At 64.3% G+C, this 16,086-nt stretch carries 14 protein-coding genes; 4 read left to right on the forward strand and 10 right to left on the reverse strand.

Features of this window, described 5'->3' with window-relative positions; all coding sequences use genetic code 11:
• Positions 1-11 precede the first annotated feature (11 nt).
• Entirely contained in the window at positions 12-1,190 is a 1,179-nt protein-coding gene (locus tag NKJ80_RS22000) for a CaiB/BaiF CoA transferase family protein (protein ID WP_031201319.1), read from the forward strand.
• Positions 1,187-2,047, forward strand: a complete 861-nt coding sequence (locus NKJ80_RS22005; protein ID WP_032905047.1) for a citryl-CoA lyase — start codon at positions 1,187-1,189, stop codon at positions 2,045-2,047. Before NKJ80_RS22000 ends, NKJ80_RS22005 begins: the two co-directional genes overlap by 4 nt.
• Positions 2,048-2,053: 6 nt before the next feature.
• On the opposite strand, the gene NKJ80_RS22010 is transcribed toward NKJ80_RS22005, so the two are convergent.
• Together NKJ80_RS22010 and NKJ80_RS22015 are read right to left on the reverse strand one after the other, a co-directional pair.
• Complete coding sequence (locus NKJ80_RS22010; protein WP_023699129.1) at positions 2,054-2,530, reverse strand: NUDIX hydrolase; 477 nt, start codon at positions 2,528-2,530, stop codon at positions 2,054-2,056.
• Positions 2,531-2,650: 120 nt separating this feature from the next.
• Positions 2,651-2,953 carry a hypothetical protein gene (locus tag NKJ80_RS22015; protein ID WP_023704190.1) on the reverse strand — a complete coding sequence of 101 codons (303 nt, stop codon included), beginning with the start codon at positions 2,951-2,953 and terminating at the stop codon, positions 2,651-2,653.
• 218 nt (positions 2,954-3,171) lie between these two features.
• Here NKJ80_RS22015 and NKJ80_RS22020 point away from each other — a divergent pair, with 218 nt between their 5' ends.
• A complete protein-coding gene (locus NKJ80_RS22020) occupies positions 3,172-3,762 on the forward strand; it encodes an invasion associated locus B family protein (RefSeq protein WP_352498308.1) in 591 nt (196 codons plus the stop codon).
• A 15-nt stretch (positions 3,763-3,777) separates the two neighbouring features.
• Here the strand turns inward: NKJ80_RS22020 and NKJ80_RS22025 are convergent, their stop codons facing one another.
• The 6 genes from NKJ80_RS22025 to NKJ80_RS22050 all read right to left on the reverse strand — a co-directional run bounded on the left by NKJ80_RS22025 (position 3,778) and on the right by NKJ80_RS22050 (position 11,983).
• Complete coding sequence (locus NKJ80_RS22025; protein ID WP_023691942.1) at positions 3,778-4,470, reverse strand: response regulator transcription factor; 693 nt, start codon at positions 4,468-4,470, stop codon at positions 3,778-3,780.
• Entirely contained in the window at positions 4,467-7,199 is a 2,733-nt protein-coding gene (locus tag NKJ80_RS22030) for a DUF4118 domain-containing protein (protein ID WP_352498309.1), read from the reverse strand. The genes NKJ80_RS22025 and NKJ80_RS22030 overlap by 4 nt, the downstream gene beginning before the upstream one ends.
• Positions 7,200-7,266: 67 nt before the next feature.
• A complete protein-coding gene (kdpC, locus tag NKJ80_RS22035) occupies positions 7,267-7,833 on the reverse strand; it encodes a potassium-transporting ATPase subunit KdpC (RefSeq protein ID WP_023744101.1) in 567 nt (188 codons plus the stop codon).
• A 12-nt stretch (positions 7,834-7,845) separates the two neighbouring features.
• Positions 7,846-9,939: a potassium-transporting ATPase subunit KdpB gene (kdpB, locus tag NKJ80_RS22040; protein ID WP_023824613.1), complete on the reverse strand. Its 2,094-nt coding sequence runs from the start codon at positions 9,937-9,939 to the stop codon at positions 7,846-7,848.
• A gap of 232 nt (positions 9,940-10,171) precedes the next feature.
• Positions 10,172-11,875, reverse strand: coding sequence for a potassium-transporting ATPase subunit KdpA (gene kdpA, locus NKJ80_RS22045; RefSeq protein WP_023699137.1), 1,704 nt, complete (start codon positions 11,873-11,875; stop codon positions 10,172-10,174).
• An 18-nt stretch (positions 11,876-11,893) separates the two neighbouring features.
• Positions 11,894-11,983, reverse strand: a complete 90-nt coding sequence (locus NKJ80_RS22050) for a K(+)-transporting ATPase subunit F (RefSeq protein WP_023669708.1) — start codon at positions 11,981-11,983, stop codon at positions 11,894-11,896.
• A gap of 402 nt (positions 11,984-12,385) precedes the next feature.
• Here NKJ80_RS22050 and NKJ80_RS22055 point away from each other — a divergent pair, with 402 nt between their 5' ends.
• Positions 12,386-14,173 carry a flavin-containing monooxygenase gene (locus NKJ80_RS22055; protein ID WP_352498310.1) on the forward strand — a complete coding sequence of 596 codons (1,788 nt, stop codon included), beginning with the start codon at positions 12,386-12,388 and terminating at the stop codon, positions 14,171-14,173.
• 208 nt (positions 14,174-14,381) lie between these two features.
• On the opposite strand, the gene NKJ80_RS22060 is transcribed toward NKJ80_RS22055, so the two are convergent.
• Together NKJ80_RS22060 and NKJ80_RS22065 are read right to left on the reverse strand one after the other, a co-directional pair.
• Positions 14,382-15,614, reverse strand: a complete 1,233-nt coding sequence (locus NKJ80_RS22060) for an amidohydrolase/deacetylase family metallohydrolase (RefSeq protein ID WP_023710832.1) — start codon at positions 15,612-15,614, stop codon at positions 14,382-14,384.
• Between the two features lie 103 nt (positions 15,615-15,717).
• Entirely contained in the window at positions 15,718-16,083 is a 366-nt protein-coding gene (locus NKJ80_RS22065; protein WP_023683098.1) for a RidA family protein, read from the reverse strand.
• Positions 16,084-16,086 lie beyond the last annotated feature (3 nt).

Genomic DNA, 16,086 nt, shown 5'->3' on the forward strand with positions numbered 1-16,086 from the left:
CCTGGAGCATCATGACCGATCTGCTTGCCGGCATCCGCATTCTCGACCTGACCAATGTGCTGGCGGGCCCTTATTGTGCCTACCAGCTGGCGCTGCTCGGCGCCGATGTCATCAAGGTCGAGACGCCGCAAGGCGGCGATCTGGCGCGCCAGCTCGGCGCCTCGCCGGCGCTCAACGAGGCGGGGATGGGCGCGTCGTTCCTGGCGCAGAATGCCGGCAAGCGATCGGTGGTGCTGGATCTCAAAAGCGAAGCCGACCGCGAACGCTTCCTCGATCTCGTCGCCTCCGCCGATGCGCTGGTCGAGAACTTTCGACCGGGCGTGATGGGGCGGCTGGGGCTTGGCTATGAGGCGCTGAAAGCGGTTCGTCCGGGTCTCGTCTATTGCGCCATATCGGGGTTCGGCCAGACCGGGCCGATGCGCGACAATCCGGCCTACGACCAGATCATCCAGGGGCTGTCCGGCATCATGAGCATCACCGGCACGCCGGAGACCGCACCCTTGCGGGTCGGCTATCCCGTCGCCGACACGCTGGGCGGGCTGGTCGGGGCCTTCGCCATCGCCGCGGCGCTGGTCAAGCAGAAGACCTCGGGCGAGGGCGCGTTTCTCGATGTCTCGATGCTCGAATGCACGCTGTCGGCGCTGGGCTGGCCGGTGTCCAACTATCTGACCGCCGGTGTCGAGCCGCAGCCGATGGGCAATGAGAACATGACGGCTGCGCCCTCCGGCGCGTTTCGCACCGGCGACGGCCTGCTCAACATCGCCGCCAACAAGCAGGAGCAGTTCGTCACGCTTTGCCGGCTGATCGGCCAGCCGGAACTGGCCGACGATCCGCGCTTTGCCGAGCGCGAGACGCGCAAGCAGAACCGTGCCTCCTTGAAAGGGCTGATCGAGACAGCGCTTGCGAGCGCCTCGGCGGCTGCCTGGGAAGAAAAGTTCAACCGCGCCGGCGTGCCGGCGGGCCGGGTGCTGACGATCCCCCAAGTGCTTGGCGAGCGCCAGGTGGTCGAGCGCGACATGACCACGCGTTTCCAGGGCCTGCCCGGCATGGAGCAGCCGCTGACTGTGGTGCGCGGCGGCTTCATGGTCGATGGCGCGGCACCCTTGCCGGTCCTGCCGCCGCCTGTGCTGGGCGAGCATATGGACGAGGTTTTTTCCACCCTGCCGCCGCGCGCCAGGAGAAGCGCGTGAGCGAGAGAAAAACCGGCCGCGAACGCGGCGAGGAATGGTGGCAGACCGGCATCATCGAGATGAGCCCCGGCATCATCCGGCTGCGCGGCTATGAAATCCAGGAACTGATCGGCCGCGTCAGCTTTCCGGCCACGATCTGGCTGATGCTGCGCGGCGAATTGCCGAGCGAGGAGCAGGCGGCGCTGCTCGGCATTGCGCTGGGGGCGGCCGTCGACCACGGGCCGCAGGCGCCGTCGATCGCCATTGCCCGCATGGCCATCACCTGCGGAGTCGGCATCAACAGCGCCATGGCGTCCGCCGTCAACGTGCTGGGCGACGTGCATGGCGGCGCCGGCGAACAGGCGCTGTCCTTCTATGGCGACATTGCCGTGGCACTTGACCAGGGTGTTGCGCTGGACCAAGCCGTAGCCGCACGGCTCGACCGTTTCTTCGCCGAGGAAAAAGGCTATGTGCCGGGCTTCGGCCATCGCTTCCACCCGGTCGATCCGCGCGCGCCGCGCCTGATCGCAGTGACGCGCGAATTTGCCGCGCGCGGCGTCGTCAGCGGACGCTTTGCCGACATCGCCGAGGCCGTCGAGGCGGAGGTCGCGCGCCGCAAGGGGAAGAAAATACCGCTCAACATCGACGGCGCCACCGCCGTCATCTATGGCGAGCTCGGCTTTCCGCCGCCGTTGACGCGCGGCCTGTTCGTGCTCTCGCGCTCGGTCGGCATCCTGGCGCATGCATGGGAACAGTCGCAGCAAAGCGAGCGCAACAAAGGGCCGCTGCCGCGCGAATGGCTGTGGGCCTATACGGGCACGCCGCTGCGGCCATTTCCAGGGGACCAGGGTCCCGCTGAAGGGGACGAGGGCAAGTGAGGTTGGTCAGGTCGGGTCTGGCACCGCAGGCTGAGGCGGCGCCAGGTTGGCCATCAGCGTCGAGAGATCCGGCTCATCGATGAGCAACGCCGCGTCCTGCGGCTTGAGCCAGGCCCGCTGGCGGCTCTTGGCCTCCTGCCAGTTGGCCAGTTCCTCGGAAACCTCCAACAGATACACGACGACGTCGACGCGCACAAAATTGTGCTCCAGCCGTTTCCAGTAGGAATAGCTGCCGGCAGGCGCCTTGCGGGTCTTGCCGAGCACGCCGGCTTCTTCGCGCGCCTCGATGGTGGCGGCCTTGCGCCCGCTCTTGCCTTTCATCGGCCAGCCCTTGGGCACGATGAACCGCTTCGTCGCTCGCGACGTCACCAGCATCACTTCGAAGTTGCCTGAAACGTCCAGGCGAAAGGGTATGGCGGCGACTTGGCGAATGCGTTCGCCTCGCCTTGCCTTGCGTACCGCCTTTTTCTTAGTCGTCGCCATGTGCTGAAATCCGGTGGGCGGGCGCACAGCCGCACGCCGCCTGCAAACCCCTGATATGCCCGCGAGGCAATGAGCATCTTTAGTAAATAAGTCGACTAAGTAAATCGCAGGCGACCGATATCAACGGCAAACACGCACAATCTGGTTGTTGACGATCTGAATCGGACAAGCTTGCCGGACGACGGGCACTTCGGGGCGCGGCTGCGGCACGATCCGACGGTCCTGCTCGCGATATTGCTGCTGCTGTTGCTGGAACTGCTGCCGCTGCAGGCTGTTGCGCAATTGCTGCAGCTGGTTCTGCTGGATCAGCCGGTTGGCGCTGGGATTGACGGACTGAGCCGCAGCAGATTGCATGATTCCGGCGAGCGTTGCCACCGCCAGCATTGCCGACATGAGAACTGTCGATAGGCGAAGCGTCGACATCAGTTCGTTCCCGTACAGATATAACCTCCTCTCTATATAGGGCGTTCGTCTCGATCTGCCATGGGCGGGTCTGCCATGGGCCGATCTGCCACGGGTTGGCGAAATCCCTGAGGAAGCGGCCTGGCCGCACTTGACAGAAAAGATCGATTGACCGCTCTATCGGGCGCGGATCTCGGGCTCAATCGCTGCTGACTCGAGGCACAATCGGGAGCATATTGATGAAAAGCAGGCAAGTATATTTCGCGGCGCTACTGGGCAGCATCTGTATTCTTGGCCCGGTGGCAGTCGCGGCGCAAACCAAGACCGACAAGGCGGCGCCTGCCGCCGCAGCGCCCGCCCCTGCTGCCGGCCCGACATTGCCTGGCGGCGCCTCGGCGCTGTCCGAGACACATGGCGACTGGACGGTCAATTGCCAGGTAACCGGCACGGCCAAGGTTTGCAGCCTGTCGCATCAGCAGTTCAACAAGCAGTCCAACCAGCGCCTGCTGGCGATCGAGCTGTCGAGCAAGAGCGGCGAGGATGCCGCCGGAACGCTGGCGCTGCCGTTCGGCCTGGCGCTCGCCAAAGGAGTCAGCCTGACCATCGACGACCAGAAGCTGGAAGGCAGCTTGCCGTTCAACACCTGCCAGGCCGTCGGCTGCCTGATGCCGGTGGCGTTCGATGCCAGCGTCACGCCGCTGCTCAAGGCAGCCACCACGCTGAAGATCGACGCCTTCGCGGCCGACACCGGTCAAGCGGTGAGTTTCACTATCCCGCTCAACGGCTTCGGCGGCGCACTGGCACGGACCGCGGAACTCTCGGCGAACTGAGCGGAAAACGTCCGGTCACTCAACCTCGCGCAGCCGGTACCCCACCCCGGTTTCGGTGGTGATGTAGCGCGGCTGGTCGGGCGACTTTTCGATCTTCTGCCGGAGCTGGCGGACATAAACCCTGAGATACTGCACGTCGGTCGAATCGCCCCACACCTGCTTCAGAAGGAAATGGTGGGTCAGCACCTTGCCGGCATGCTGCACCATAATACGCAATATGTCGTATTCCTTGGGGGAGAGCTTTATCTCCTTGCCTTCGACCTTGACGATGCGCTTGACCAGGTCGACGCTGAGATCGCCGGTGTGGAACACCGGCTTTTCGCCCTGCTGCTGGAATTTGTGGCGCAGCGCGACGCGGATGCGGGCGACCAGCTCGTTCATGCCGAACGGCTTGGTGATGTAGTCGTCAGCGCCGAGTTCGAGCGCCGCGACGATGCCGGCTTCGTCGGTGCGGCTGGACAGGATGACCACGGGCACGTCGAGGCCGTCGTCGCGCCATTTGCGCAGGAGATCGAGGCCACCCATGCCGGGCAGGCCGAGGTCGAGCAGGATCAGATCCGGCTTTTGTGCATCGACGAGTTCGATCGCAGCCTTGGCGTTGGGCGCTTCGCTGACCGCATAGCCCTGGCTGCCGAGGCCGACGCGCAGCAGTTTGCGGATCGGCGGCTCGTCGTCGACGACCAGTATGCTGACGTTGGAATTTGTCATGCCGGATCACCAGAGCTTTGCCCGTCCGCGTTCCGTTCGTCCAGGCCGGGCGATCGTGCCGGCTTCGGCATGCGGATGGTGAAGACCGCGCCTTGGCGATCGCTGCGGTTCGCCGCCATGATCGTGCCGCCCATCGCCTCGATGAAGCCCCGGCAGATCGACAGGCCGAGCCCGGTGCCGGCCTGGACCTGATCGCGCTTGCGCACCCGGTAAAAGCTGTCGAAGACGCGCTCCAGGTCGGCGGGCGGAATGCCCGGTCCCTCATCCATGATCTGCAGCACGACGGAGCCATTGTCGGCCCAGCCCTGCAGCCGGATTGTCGATCCCGGTGGCGCGTATTTCGCGGCATTGTCGAACAGATTGAACAACATTTGTTCGAACAGCACGGGATCGAGCTTCAGCATCGGCAGGTCGGCCGGAATATCAACCTCGGTCTTGTGTCCGGCAGTGATCTTGCGCGCCCGTTGCAAGGCCGAGCCGACGACATCGCCGACATAGTGCAGGGCGAAATTCGGTTCCATGGCGCCCGATTCAATCTTGGTCATGTCGAGCAGATTGGCGATGAAGCGGTTCAGCCGTTCGGACTCGTCGAGCACGGTGGTCAGCAGCTCGGCCCGATCGTTCTCGGGCAGTGCCGGCGCAAATTCCCTGAGCGTGCCGGCCGCGCCCATGATGGCCGCCAGCGGCGTCTTCAGATCATGCGAGATCGACGTCAGCAGTGCCGAGCGCAAGCGGTCGGCCTCGGCCGCCAGCCTGGCGCGGTCGACATCGGCGACCAGCTGGATGCGCTCGATGGCAACCGCCGCCTGGTCGGCCAGCGCGTCGAGCAGGCGCTGTTGCTCGGGCGTCAGCAGCGGGCCTTGCTTGTCATTGTCGAGGCCGACGACGCCGACGGCCGTGCGTGCGGTGCGCAAGGGGAGGTAGAGGCGTTTTGCCCCGGGCAGGGTATCGGCGCCACGGCCGGCAGCCCGGTTGTGTTCCCAAGCCCAGCGTGCAGCCGCGATGTCGGCCTCGGCCAGCGTGTCATCGGGGGGATAACCGGCCTTGACGGTGATCGTGCCTTCTTCCGGCAAAAGCAGCACCACGCGCAGCTTCAGCATCGAGGCGATCTGGAAGGCTGTGGCCCACAAAACGTCGTCGAGCGTGCCGGCGCCGGCGAGCTTCTTTGAAAAGAGGTAGATGTCCTCGGTGGCCCGGGCGCGTGAACGGGCGGCGGCTGCCTGACGCTGCACACGCGCCGTCAGATTGCTGGCGATGACGGCAACGACGAGGAAGACGGCGAAGGCAACGATGCTCTCCGGATCGCGGATCGTCATCGTGTAGCGCGGCTCGAGAAAGAAGAAGTTGAAGGCAATGGCGCTGAGGAAACAGGCGTACAGCGCCGGCCACAGGCCAAAGGTCACTGCCGATGTCAGCACCGCCAGCAGCAGCACGCTGGCAAGGTTGCGAACGTCGAGGAACTGATCGAGGACGGCGCTGACGGCAAGCGCGCCGGCGACATAGACGGTCGAGAAAAGATAAGGCCAGATTTGAAATGGCGTCTGCTCGGCCGCCGCCTTGACCCTCGACGTGGCCTCGTTGTCGCGCTCCGTTCCTGAAATGACATGGACGCTGATATCGCCGGCATTGCGGATCAGATCGTAGGTGAGCGAACCCTCGATCAGTTCGCGCCAGCGCGAGCGGGTCGGCCTGCCGACGACGATATGGGTGAAGTTGTTGGCCATGGCGTGGCGGACGATGTCCTGGGCGACGTTCTGGCCCGGAATGGTCGTCACCTCGGCGCCGAGCTGCTCGGCCAGGCGCAACAGTGTGGCCAGCCGGTCCTTGTCTTCCTCCGACATGGCGGCCGAACGCGGCGTGTCGACATGCAGCGCCGTCCACGGTGCGCGCAGCCGGTCGGCCAGCCGGCGCGCATAGCGGACACGAGACGCTCCGCCCGGACGCGCATCGACGCAGACGAGCACCCTTTCGCCCGCCGCCCAAGGGCCGGGAATCGCGTGCGACTGCATGTGTTTGAGCAACTGCTCGTCGACGCGCTGGGCGGTGCGGCGCAGCGCCAATTCCCGAAGCGCGGTCAGATTGCCCGGCGAGAAATAGTTTTCGACTGCGCGCTGGGCAGTGTTGGGGAAATAGACCTTGCCCTCTTTCAGCCGCTTGATCAGGTCGTCGGGCGTGAGGTCGATGATCTCGATGTCATCGGCCTGGTCGATGATGGAGTCCGGGACCGTTTCGCGCACCCTGACCCGGGTGATCTGCGCCACCACGTCATTCAGGCTCTCGACATGCTGGATGTTGAGCGTGGTGTAGACATCGATGCCGCGCGTCAGGATTTCCTGGACGTCGAGATAGCGCTTGGGGTGGCGGCTGCCTGGCGCATTGGTGTGGGCGAGTTCGTCGACGAGCACCAGCGCCGGCCGGCGGGCGAGAATGGCATCGATGTCCATCTCGTCCAGCACGCGGCCTCTGTAGTCGACCTTCTGGCGCGGGATGACCTCGTAGCCTTGGACCAGCGCCAGGGTTTCCTTGCGGCCGTGGGTTTCGACGATGCCGATGACCACGTCGATGCCGTCGGCAAGCATGGCGCGGCCGGCCATCAGCATTTCGTAGGTCTTGCCGACACCGGGTGCAGCACCCAGAAATATCCGCAGGCGGCCGCGCTCTTCCCGTTCCGCATGCTCGAGCAGCGCGTCCGGAGAGGGTCTGGTATAGTTGCTTCTGGCGTCCGGCATCAGGCTCGATCATGAACGGCGCCGAGGATCGTGTCGATCCCTGGCCCCTGGCTTCAGAGATTGTCTCTCACTGCTTGGTATCGTCCAGTGCCAGGTTGAGCGCCAGCACATTGACGACCGGCTCGCCGAGGAAGCCGAGTTCGCGGCCTTCGACATGGCTGTCGACAAGCGCCTTGACCTTGGCTTCGTCGAAGCCCCTGGCCTTGGCCACCCGAGCGACCTGGAAATAGGCGGCGTCCGGGCTGATGGCGGGGTCGAGGCCGCTGCCGGACGTCGTCACCAGATCCATCGGCACCGGCTGGTTCGGGTTCTCCGCCTTCAGCTTTGCAACATCGCCCTTGATGCGGTCGATCAGCTTGGGGTTGGTTGGACCGAGATTGGAGCCGCTGGACGCTGCGGCGTTGTATCCGTCGCCGGCAGCCGAGGGGCGGCCATGGAAATACTTGTCGTCGGCAAAGCCCTGGCCGATCAGTTCGGAGCCGATGACCGTGCCGTTTTTCTCGATCAAGCTGCCATTGGCCTGGTGCGGAAACAGCGCCTGGGCGATGCCGGTCATGCCCAGGGGATAGATCAGGCCGGTCAAAACGGTGAAAAAGACGATCATGATAACAGCGGGTCTTATCTGAGTGAGCATGGACGTATTTCCTTAAGCGAGGCCGAGGCCGGTGACGATCATGTCGATCGCCTTGATGCCGGCGAAGGGAACGATGATGCCGCCGAGGCCGTAGACCAGCAGGTTGCGGCTGAGCAGCGCGCCGGCGCCGATGGCGCGGTATTTGACGCCTTTAAGCGACAGCGGGATCAGAGCGATGATGATCAGCGCGTTGAAGATGATGGCCGACAGGATGGCGCTCTGCGGCGTCGCCAGATGCATGATGTTGAGCGCTTGCAGGGGGCCGATTGTATGTCCCGGCGCAACGTAGAAGACGGCAAACATGGCCGGGATGATGGCGAAGTATTTGGCGACGTCGTTGGCGATCGAGAAGGTCGTTAGCGAGCCGCGCGTCATCAGCAGCGCCTTGCCGATCTCGACGATCTCGATCAGCTTGGTCGGGTCACTATCGAGGTCGATCATGTTGCCGGCCTCGCGGGCGGCAACCGTGCCGGTGTTCATGGCGACGCCGACATCGGCCTGCGCCAAGGCCGGCGCGTCGTTGGTGCCGTCACCGCACATGGCGACCAGCTTGCCCTTGGCCTGTTCGTCGCGGATCAGCTTCAGCTTATCCTCGGGCGTGGCCTGGGCGAGGAAATCGTCGACGCCGGCTTCGGCTGCGATCGCCGCCGCAGTCATCGGATTGTCGCCGGTGATCATCACGGTGCGGATGCCCATTTTGCGCAGTTCGGCAAAGCGCTCGCGGATACCACCCTTGACGATGTCCTTGAGGTGGACGACGCCGAGCAGGCGGCCGTCACGCTCGACGGCCAGCGGCGTGCCGCCCGACTTGGCGATCTCGTCGGCGATCGCCTGGAGATCCTTGACGGTGTCGCTGCCAGGGCGCGTGCCGTGAGTGGCCGATGTCGACTGGCTGACATAGGCGAGAACCGAATCGACGGCGCCCTTGCGCACCGACGAGCCATCGATGTCGACGCCGCTCATCCGGGTCTGCGCGGTGAAGGGCACGAAGCTGGCATGCAAGGTTGCCATGTCACGGGCGCGGATGGCGTATTTCTCCTTGGCCAGCACGACGATCGAGCGTCCCTCAGGCGTCTCGTCGGCGAGCGAGGCGAGCTGCGCGGCATCGGCCAGTTCCTGTTCGGTGACGCCCTTGACCGGGCGGAATTCGGTGGCCTGGCGGTTGCCGAGCGTGATGGTGCCGGTCTTGTCGAGCAAAAGCGTATCGACGTCGCCCGCCGCTTCGACGGCACGGCCGGACATGGCCAGCACGTTGAAGCGCACCAGGCGGTCCATGCCGGCAATGCCGATGGCCGACAGCAGGGCGCCGATGGTGGTCGGGATCAAGGTGACGAACAGCGCGACCAGCACCGTCACCGGGATATAGCCGCCGGAATAGGAGGCAAAGCTCGGGATCGTGGCGGTGGCCAGCACGAAGATCAGCGTCATGCCGACGAGCAGGATGTTGAGCGCGATCTCGTTGGGCGTCTTCTGGCGCGAGGCACCCTCGACCAGCGAGATCATGCGGTCGAGGAAGGTGTGGCCGGAGGCGGCTGATATGCGCACGCGAATCCAGTCGGACAGAACCTGCGTGCCGCCGGTGACCGCGGAACGGTCGCCGCCGGATTCGCGAATGACGGGTGCGGACTCGCCGGTGATTGCCGCCTCGTTGACCGAGGCCACGCCTTCGACCACTTCACCGTCGGACGGGATAATGTCGCCGGCTTCGACCAGCACGATGTCGCCAACCTTCAGGCTGGTGCCGGGCACCAGCTTGAACCTGGAGCGGTCTTCGCCGGCAAGCAGCTTGGCCTGGGTTTCGGTGCGCGCCTTGCGCAGCGAATCGGCCTGCGCCTTGCCGCGGCCTTCGGCGACGGCCTCGGCGAAGTTGGCGAACAGCACGGTGAACCACAGCCAGATGATGATCTGCAGCGTAAAGCCGAAATCGCCGCCGCCGGTGGCGAGATCCTTGACGAACAGGACCGTGGTAAGAAGCGAGACGATGGCGACGACGAACATCACCGGGTTCCTGACCAGCGTGCGGGGGTCGAGTTTCCTGAAGGCGCCGCCGATGGCCGGCCACAGGATGCGGGCATCCATGATGCTCGCGGATTTGGACTGGCTCATTTGGTGGCTCCAGTATCTGAACTGTTGGCCGGCACCGACCGATCGGATGCCGAAAAGAGGGGCGGCGGACCATAGGCCAGCAGCCAGATCACGATCATGACTGCCGCAAGGCCGAGGAAGGTAGATACGCTGGGGAAGGGAGGGGGCGTTTCCTCCCCCTCATTGCCGGCTCGTGGGCCGGCTCGCGGCCGGGCCTTCATGCGTTTTGGGTAGAACCAGGACATGACAAGCCTCAGAATGTCTGGCCGTTGATGGCAGCCAGGTGCTCGACGATCGGTCCGATCGCCAGTGCCGGGAAGAAGGTCAGGCCGACGACGATCAGGATGACGCCGACGAGCAGGCCGACGAACAGCGGGCCGTCGGTCGGGAAGGTGCCGGCGGAAGCCGGAACCGTCTTCTTCGTCGCTAGCGAGCCGGCAATGGCAAGCGCTGGAATGATGACGAAGAAGCGACCCACCCACATGGAGATGCCGAGCGTGATGTTGTACCAGGGCGTGTTGCCGGAAAGGCCGCCAAAGGCCGAGCCGTTGTTGGCCGCCGCCGAAGTGTAGGCATAAAGAACCTCGGAGAAGCCATGCGGACCGCCATTGGCCATCGAGGCGACGGCGCTTGGCAGCACGACCGCTATTGCCGTGAAGACCAGCATGACCAACGGCAGAGCGAGGATGGCGAGCATTGCCATCTTGACCTCCTTGGCCTCGATCTTCTTGCCGAGATATTCGGGCGTGCGGCCAACCATCAGGCCGGCGACGAACACGGTGATGACGATGAACATGACGATGCCGTAGAAGCCGGCGCCGACGCCGCCGACGATGACTTCGCCGAGCTGCATGTTGAGCATCGGGACCAGGCCGCCAAGTGCTGTGAACGAGTCATGCATGGCGTTCACCGCACCGCAGCTCGCAGCCGTGGTGATGACGGCGAATAGTGCCGAAGCGGCAATGCCGAAGCGGCTCTCCTTGCCTTCCATGTTGGCGCCGTCGACGCCCAACGCATGGACCAGCGGATTGCCCGCGGCTTCCGCCCAGTAGCAGATAACGACGCCAGCGATGAACAGCACACCCATCGTGGCCAGGATCGCCCAGCCCTGGCGCTGGTTGCCGACCATGCGGCCGAAGACGTTGGTGAGTGCAGCACCCAGCGCGAAGATCGTCACCATCTGGATCATGTTGGAGATGGCGTCGGGGTTTTCGAAAGGATGCGCGGCATTGGCGTTGAAGAAGCCGCCGCCATTGGTGCCGAGCATCTTGATGGCGACCTGCGAGGCGACCGGCCCAAGGGCGAGCGTCTGCTTGGCGCCCTCCAGCGTGGTGGCGTCGACATAAGGCCCGAGCGTCTGCGGCATGCCGAGCCAGACATAGACAAGGGTGAGCACGATGCTGAGCGGCAGCAGGATGTAGAGCGTGCAGCGGGTCATATCGACCCAGAAATTGCCGATCGATTTGGCCGAGGCGCGGGCGAAGCCGCGGATCAGCGCCACCGCAATGGCAATGCCGACGGCGGCGGACATGAAGTTCTGAACAGTCAGGCCGGCCATCTGCACGAGGTAGGACAACGTGCTTTCGCCGCCGTAATTCTGCCAGTTGGTGTTGGTGACGAAGCTGACGGCAGTGTTGAAGGCGAGATTGGGTTCGACCGATGCCATCCCGGCCGGATTGTAAGGCAGGACGCCCTGCAGGCGTTGCAGAAAGTACAGCACCAGGAAGCTGGCAAGGCTGAAGAAGATGATTCCTGCCGCGTAGGTCGTCCAGTGCTGCTCCTCGCGCTCGCTGGTTCCCGAAATGCGGTAGAGGCCGCGCTCAACGGGCCCGAGTATGGGCGAGAGAAAGGTGCGATCGCCATTGAAGACGCGGTACATGTAGCCGCCGAGCGGCTTCACCAGCAAAACGACGATCCCGCAATAAACCAGGATCTGTATCCATCCGTTGAGTGTCATGGGTTTCCGTGCCTTGCTTCAGAAGCGTTCTGGGCGAACGAGGGCGTATGTCAGGTAGACGAGCAGGAACAAGGTCACGCCGCCACCGAGGATGTAATCGACAAGCATGGTGCGATCCTTCCGCTTAAAGAGCGTCGCAAGCTTTGATGTAGGCGAGGGAAAGACCGAAGAACAAAACCTCGATCCCGATGACGACGATGTCCATTTGTGTTGGTCCTTGCTTCTGCTTGTATTTGGCGCCAGCGACTGGCGAGCCAGAAATTCCATGAGAACGGCCCGCCGTAACTCTGGGGTCACGGCGTCCGCAGCGTTTTGCTCGAGATGGAATATGGACCCGATCGCCATAAAGGTTCGAGACGGGGCCGGGAGGAAAGATATAAAATTCCTATAAAGATTTCCGGGAGATGGCTCCGTTCCGGGCCGCTAGAAACCGACGCCATGATATCGCGACCCCTCTTGCGGCGGCTCCGTCTTTCTAAACAATGGGAACGCAAAACGAGGGAAAAACAGATGCTCGACATGGCACCATCGAAACAGGCGGCGACATGGCTTTGCGCGCTTGCACGGGCGCTGGAAGCTGATGACGCCGAGGCGGCCGCCAACCTGTTCGTCGAGGATTGCTACTGGCGCGATCTGCTGGCTTTCACCTGGAACATCACCACGATGGAAGGCCGCGATGAGATCCGCGACATGCTGCAAGCGACGCTGGCGGAAACGAAGCCCTCACACTGGACGCTGTCCGGCGAGGCGACCTCGGATGAGGGCACCGTCGAGGCCTGGTTCACGTTCGAAACGGCGGTCGCGCGGGGCGAAGGGATTGTGCGCCTTACGGACGGCCGCTGCCGGACCTTGTTCACGGCGGTGCGTGAGCTCAAGGGGTTCGAGGAACAAAAGGGACCGGCGCGGCCGCTTGGTATCCGTCACAAGGCCGATCCGAAGCGCGAAACCTGGGCGGAGGCGCGGGCGCGCGAGACGCGCGACCTCGGCGCCACCGAGCAGCCCTATTGCCTGGTGATCGGCGGCGGGCAGGGCGGCATCATGCTCGGCGCGCGGCTGAGGCAGCTCGGTGTGCCCACCATCATCATCGAGAAAAATGCGCGCCCCGGCGATTCCTGGCGCAACCGTTATCGCTCGCTCGTGCTCCACGATCCGGTCTGGTACGACCATCTGCCCTACATTCCGTTCCCGGAGAACTGGCCGGTGTTCACGCCCAAGGACAAGATGGGCGACTGGCTGGAGATGTACACCAGGGTGATGGAGCTCAACTACTGGGTCGCCACCAAATGCCTCAGCGCCAGCTATGACGAGGCCGAGAAGGTGTGGACTGTGGTGGTCGACCGCGTCGGCCGGCAGATCACGCTGAAGCCGAAGCACATTGTCTTTGCCACCGGCGCCTATGGCCCGCCACGCCAGATCGCGCTGCCCGGCGCCGAGACCTTCAAGGGCGAACTCCTGCATTCCAGCCAGTATGCAGGCGGCGAGAAATTCCGCGGCAGACGTGTCGCTGTCATCGGCGCGGCAAGCTCGGGGCACGATGTCAGCGTCGACCTCTGGGAGAGCGGCGCAGACGTCACCATGATCCAGCGGTCGCCGACGACAGTGGTGAAATCCGACACTCTGATGGAAGTCGGCTTCGAGATCTTCTCGGAAAAGGCTTTGGCGCGCGGCATCAGCACCGACAAGGCCGACCTGATCGTCGCGTCCACGCCGTTCGCGCTTGTACCCAAGGGCCAGCGGGATCTTTACGAGGTGATCAAGGCACGCGACGCAGACTTCTACGACCAGCTACGCGCCGCCGGCTTCGCCATCGATTTCGGCGAGGACGAGACCGGGCTGTTGATGAAGGCCTACCGCACCGGCTCCGGCTACTACATCGATGTCGGCGCCTGCGAACTGATCATCAATGGCGAGATCAAAGTGAAGAGCGGCGTCGGCATCAGTTCATTGACGCCGACCGGCATCCTGTTCGACGACCGCAGCGAGCTGGCCGTCGATGCGATCGTCGCCTGTACCGGCTACCAGTCGATGAACGAGACCGTGGCGGCCATCGTCTCGCGCGAGGTCGCCGACAAGGTAGGGCCATGCTGGGGCCTCGGCTCCGGCGTCAAGGGCGATCCCGGTCCTTGGCAAGGCGAGCTGCGCAACATGTGGAAGCCGACGGCCCAGGACGCGCTGTGGTTCCACGGCGGCAATCTGGCGCTGTCGCGGTTTTACTCGAAATATGTGGCGCTGCAGATCAAGGCGCGGATGGAAGGGATTGCGACGCCGGTGTTTGGGGCGGTGAGTAATTCGGGGTAAGGTTCGACCCCCACTCCGTCGAGCTTCGCTCGACACCTCTCCCCCGATCGACGGGGGAGAGGAATGGCGCGAAGCGATTCCAGCTGGCGCCTTTCCTCTCCCTCCGGAGGGGGGAGAGGTGGCTCGGCGAAGCCGAGACGGAGTGGGGGAAGGCGGTCCTCAAACGCGCCGCCGAAAGACAGACCATCTCCCATGAAGGGGAGACCAGCTAATCGTGCCTACGCCCGAAATGCCGTGCCGCGACCTCGACATGCGTATGGTGCGTGTGGGCCTCGAAGCGCTCGGTCTCGTTGTGGTCGGCGGCTTCGTTCGGCCACCAGACACCACCCACGACGATGCCGTCCGATGTGAGCCGCTGATCCGCGATCAGCGCCGCACCGACCGCATCGACGAAGGTAAAGCGCCCGGGGCGCAGTCTCAGCACCGCGACATCGCCGACACCGCCAACTTTCAGCGTCCCAAGCTCCGGCCTGGCGATCGCCTCGGCTGGCCTTTGCGTGGCGGCGCGCAGCACCTCGACCAGCGGCATGCCCAGCGCCATTAGCTTCGACATGCAGACCAGTATGTCGAAGGCCGGACCGTCGACGCAATAGAGATGCACGTCGCTGGAGATGACGTCGGGCGCGAGGCCCTCGGCCAGCATCGCTTTCGCCACGGCGAAGTCGAACGATCCCATGCCGTGGCCGATGTCGAAGATGACGCCGCGTTCGCGGGCCAGCCGCATGTCCGGCCGCACCGCGCCGGAGGCGAAGACCGGCGCGTTGGGGAACGGGCGAAAACAGTGCGTGAGGATGTCACCCTTGCGCAGCCGCGGCAGCACTTCGGAGCGGCCGGGCGGCGGCTCGTCTATATGCGCCATCAGCGGCAGGCCGGCCTGGTCGGCGGCTTCCAGCGCGAGATCGACCGGCGCGATGCCGCTGGCGCCGCCGGCATGCTTACCGGAGCGCACTTTTACGCCGACGACGACATCGGCGTGCTCGCGCACCGCAGCCACCGTCTCGCGTGGCTCGCAGAGCCTGAGATCGCTGCATTCGCCGACAGAGACGCTTTGCGAGAAGCCGAATATGCCGGCAAAGGAGATGTTGACATAGGCCAGGATGCGCACCTTCGAGCGCTCGATGACATGGCGGCGAAAGCCCAGAATATTGCCGGCGCCGGCGCTGCCGGCGTCGATGAAGGTGGTGGTGCCGCTCTTGGCCGCCAGCCGGTCGGCATCGACGCCAAGCGAGGTGCCGCCCCAATAGACATGGCTATGCAAATCGATGAGGCCGGGCGTGACGATGCAATCACGAGCGTCGACTATCTTGGTGGCGTGCTCGGCATCGATCGCCGCCTCGATGGCCACGATGCGTCCGCCCGCAACGGCGACATCGCGCGGCGCGTCCAGGCCCGAGGCCGGATCGATCAGGCGGCCGCCCTTGATCAGGAGATCGAACTGCATCGGCGCCTGCCTCTCTTTGTTTCGGGGCATGATCTTTGGACAAAACGGTTTCCGTTTGTCCGAGAAAACCGGTTTCCACTTTTCGGGATCATGCCCCGACTGGTCAAACCGGCCGGTAAGCGACGGCTTCGACCTCGATCTTGATGTCGATCATCAGCCGCGATTCGACCGTGGTGCGGGCCGGCGGATTTTTCGGGAAGTGCTTGGCGTAGACGGCATTGAAGGCGCCGAAGTCGCGCGCGTCCTCGAGCCAGACCGTGGTCTTGACGACATCGTCCATGGTGCAGCCGGCCAGCGCGAGTGCTGCCTTCACATTCTGCAGCACCTGCTCGGTCTGCTCGGTAATGCCGCCCTTGACCACAATGCGGTCGCCGTCGACCGGCACCTGACCTGAGATGTAGACGAAATCCCCGGCGCGCACGGCCGGCGACAGCGGCACGTGGGATGTTCCAAAACACTCTTTGGGCAAAGG

It is taken from the genome of Mesorhizobium sp. M0030 (assembly GCF_040323695.1).
GTDB lineage: Bacteria > Pseudomonadota > Alphaproteobacteria > Rhizobiales > Rhizobiaceae > Mesorhizobium.